Genomic DNA, 4,190 nt, shown 5'->3' on the forward strand with positions numbered 1-4,190 from the left:
GATCAGTTTATTGAGTATTTACGCCACCATAAACGTGAAGAACTAAGCTGCGAAGATATAAATGCTTTAGTTGCCGAGGTTGTTAATTCTGAGCTTCAGCATCAACGTACTATTACGTTTAAAAGTAATCCAAATATAGGCAATATACCGTTAAGCTCTGTAGCTATTAAACGTGTAATTACCAACATGATTGGTAATGCGCTGCGTTATTCTGAGGGCGATATTGAAGTACTTAGCTACTTTAATTCAAACAAAAAGTATGTAGTTATCGCTGTAAACGATAATGGCCCCGGCATTCCTGAAAACGAACTAGAGTCTGTGTTTGAGCCCTTTAAACAAGGCGATGCAGCTCGCGGAAGTGAAGGTAGTGGCTTAGGCCTTGCCATTATTAAACGCATTGTTGATATGCATGACGGTAAAGTAAAACTAGAAAACCGCCCAGAAGGCGGTTTAAGTGCACAAGTATATTTGCCAATCAAGGTATCAACCCCTGTACAATAAATGCAGGGGTTTTATTGTATTAAAGTGCTTTAAAGCGAATAGCAGTACCGCCACTGGTGGCCAGTTTAAGCGTAAGTTTATCGTTTGTAGTCACAATACGTTTTTCGATAGCTATATTGTACGGATTGTTTTTCCACTCTGCGTTTTTACCATCTTTATAAATTTGTGCTTCAAACTTTTTACCTTGCTCTAAAAAGTCGAGCTTTACCTCAATTGTTCTGGCTTTCTCGTCAGTAACAGCACCTAGGTACCAATCGTTTCCTGAGTATTTAGTGCTTTTACGTTCTTTACGGGCAAATACAATAAAGTCGCCTACTTCGCCATCAAGGGCAATACTTTGCTGCCAATCTGTTGGTACGTCTTGAATAAATTGAAATGCGTCGGGCTTAGCCAAATAGTTTTTAGGTAAGTCGGCAGCCATTTGAATTGGGCTATACAACACAACATAAAGTGCAAGTTGTTTGGCAAGTGTAGTTTGTGGGCGGTTTGTATCGCCTCCTAAACCATTAAAGCTCATATCAAAAATACCTGGCGTAAAGTCCATTGGTCCTGCAAGCATGCGGGTAAAGGCAAGCATTGGTACGTGTTCTGGTGGGTTAGGTGGTGAACCCCATGCATTGTATTCTTGCCCGCGTGCACCTTCGCGCGCGATCCAGTTTGGGTAAGTACGGCGCAGGCCTGTATCTTTAATTGGCTCGTGAGTATTAATGCTAATTTTATGTTTAGCCGCAAGCTTTACGTTATAAAGGTATTCGTTAACCATAAATTGGCCGTCATGCCATTCATGGCGCGCAATACCGTTTTTGTCTATACGTTTTATATTTCCGCCATCGGCTACATAACCTGTTTTTACTTGGCTGACGTTTGACTTTTCGTAAAGTGTAAAGGCATCTTCCATTTGGTCTCGGTAGTTGCTTACATTGCCTGATGTTTCGTGATGGCCAATGAGATGTACGCCTTTTTCTTTGCCGTATTGAGCAAGCGCTGTTATATCAAAATCGTCGTACGGTTTGGTAAAGTTAAATACATCGCCATTAAAGTACCAATCGCCATCCCAGCCAATATTCCAGCCTTCAACGAGTACGCCATCAAAACCATACTGCGCTGCAAAATCCATATAGTATTTTGTGGTTTGCGTAGTGGCGCCGTGTTTTTTACCGCTACCCCAAGTTTGCGTGTTTATATGCATACCCCACCAAATACCGACGTATTTGCCAGGTTTAACCCACGACACGTCACCGAGTTTATTAGGCTCGTTTAAATTTAGTATTATATCTGAATTAACTAGGCCAACAGCGCTGTCGGCTATTTGAATGGTGCGCCATGGTGTTTTAAAAGCGCCTTGCTTTTTAACGGCAATACCATCTGACCAAGGGGTTAAGTCTGCTGTAAATGTGCCTGGACGGCGCTGATTAAGCACCATACCCGCATAATCAACAAGAGCGGCTTCATGAATACTAATATGAGTACCGTCACTTGTTTTAAACGTAAATGGTGTGTGAGCTAGTGGAGCTTCGTTAAGTGGAGTAGTGTTGTAAACATATTCGTAGCGGTTCCAGCCACGAGCAGGTATCCACCATGCTGTTGCATCATGGCTATTGTTTATTGCAAACTCAGTCAGCTCTTTGGTTATTTCTGTATGTTCGAAGCCGGTTTGTTGTGGCACTTCGTATCTAAAACCTACACCACTATCAAATGCTTTAAATCGAATAGTGTAGGTACCTTTATTTGGCTCGTTTTTTGTAAAGGTAACGGCTACTTCGTTATATTCGTCAACAACGTTTTGGCGTTCGCCCCAAGGTTGTTGCCACTGCGAGTTAACGCTTTGTTGTTCAATGCTTTTAATTTTAAAACCGTCGCTAAAGGCCGCTTGTGTTTTAAATTCAAACCCCAGTAAAGATTTGTTTATAACCGCTTTGTTTTTAAATTTTATTGCGTAGCTTGGCGTGTTGTTTTCGTCAGAGATGCTTACTGTTATTTGTGTGTCTGGCGATTTTAGCTCTACAGTTTGTCCGTAGCTATTACTAGCAAAGGCTAAAAGCACAAGTGCAGGGATTCTCATGGTGTGTCCTTAGATGAGTCGGTGGTGACATTTAAGGATAATGACTGTTGATGATTAATACGACTGCCTACATACGTATTCAATGTTTTAAAAAATAGAAAGAATTTGGTGGCTTAATCGGTCTATAATGTAAACAAATTGATAATAGCGACAAGAAAATGATAAAAAGCTTACTTTGTGTATTTTTACTAAGTGCTAGTACTGGAGTTTTTGCAGCAAATATTACAATTAAAAATGCTAATAATGGCCCATTACCTAATGCTGTTGTGTGGCTAACTGCAGGAGATTCCTCTAACGTTATTCCTCCAGAAGCACCTTATGCGATGACCCAGCAAAATCGAGAATTTAAGCCGCGTATTTTAGTTGTCCCACAAAATGCAAAGGTAGAGTTTCCGAATGCGGACTCAATCATGCATCATGTTTATTCATTTTCTAAAGCTAAAACATTTGAATTAAAGCTATATAAGGAGCACCCAAAAGCGCCCATTACTTTTGATCAAACAGGGGTTGTTGAGCTTGGCTGTAATATTCATGATTGGATGTTAGGTTATATTGTGGTGGTCGATAGTACTATTTTTGCAATCACTGATGAAAATGGTCATGTTGATTTAAATGCCAATGTAGGCGAATACACGTTAAGTGTTTGGCATTCTGGGTTTAGTGATATTAGTAAGGTTGAATCTCAAACTATTACTGTGGCTACTAACCCGATCACTTATAAAGTAAAGCAGGAAATTGCGGAGCAAATTGACTTTGCTACGGATGAATTTGATGACTATTAATCGTTTAACGAGGCTGATATTTTTAGCCGGTGCTTTATGTTTTAGTAATGCATTGTATGCACAAGTAAAAGGCTTGATACAAATTAGAGCCGTGCAGGGTGACGATACACGTAGCTTCCAAGAGGGCGGCCTTGGGCTATATCGGCACGATACTAAAAGCGACGAACTTATTTTATCCCAAGGTATTTTAGATTTTAATGTTGATTTAGCATCTAGTTGGTCGGCTCATGGGGTGTTAAATGCGAATCAAGATCCTGACGTTGGCCTTGGTTTTACGCAAGCTTATATAAAGTATCAGCCGCTATCTAACAGCAACTATAAATGGCATGTGCGTGTAGGGGGCTTTTATCCACTTATGTCGCTTGAAAACCCTGATATAGGATGGACTTCTCCTTATAACTATACAAACTCAGCTATTAATAGCTGGATAGGCGAGGAAGTACGCACTGTTGGCGCAGAGGTAACTATTAAGCGCCCAGCAAAACGTTTTAACAGCGCTCATAGCTTTAGTTTTGTAGGTGCTACATTTAAAGGCAATGACCCTGCCGGTACTTTACTTGCTTGGCGTGGTTTTGCATTACACGATAGGCAAACTACATTTAACGAAAGTGTTAAATTTGCGCCTATAGCGGCATTAAATACGTATGAATTACGCTGGCAAGCTAATCAGGTTTTACCGTTTGAAGAAGTAGACGGACGTTTTGGCTATTACGCTGGCGTACACTGGGATTACTTAAAAAAATCACAATTTCGAATTTATTATTACAACAATAACGGTGACCCAACCACACTTAATATTAGTACAGGGCAGTATGCTTGGGATACTCGCTTTACAAGCGCCGCTT

The 4,190-nt window shown here is 40.5% G+C and carries 4 protein-coding genes; 3 read left to right on the plus strand and 1 reads right to left on the minus strand.

Annotated elements, in window-relative coordinates:
* The coding region (locus H5072_RS12995) for an ATP-binding protein (protein WP_259395944.1) at window positions 1-501 on the plus strand (501 nt) is incomplete at its 5' end.
* A 19-nt stretch (window positions 502-520) separates the two neighbouring features.
* On the opposite strand, the gene H5072_RS13000 is transcribed toward H5072_RS12995, so the two are convergent.
* Window positions 521-2,563 carry a glycoside hydrolase family 97 protein gene (locus H5072_RS13000; protein ID WP_182693753.1) on the minus strand — a complete coding sequence of 681 codons (2,043 nt, stop codon included), beginning with the start codon at window positions 2,561-2,563 and terminating at the stop codon, window positions 521-523.
* Between the two features lie 158 nt (window positions 2,564-2,721).
* Between H5072_RS13000 and H5072_RS13005 the strand changes: the two genes are divergently transcribed.
* Window positions 2,722-3,345, plus strand: a complete 624-nt coding sequence (locus tag H5072_RS13005; protein ID WP_182693754.1) for a methylamine utilization protein — start codon at window positions 2,722-2,724, stop codon at window positions 3,343-3,345.
* The coding region (locus tag H5072_RS13010) for a hypothetical protein (protein WP_182693755.1) at window positions 3,335-4,190 on the plus strand (856 nt) is incomplete at its 3' end. The genes H5072_RS13005 and H5072_RS13010, both read left to right, overlap by 11 nt.

The organism is Pseudoalteromonas sp. SR45-5, from assembly GCF_014163565.1.
Lineage (GTDB): Bacteria > Pseudomonadota > Gammaproteobacteria > Enterobacterales > Alteromonadaceae > Pseudoalteromonas > Pseudoalteromonas distincta.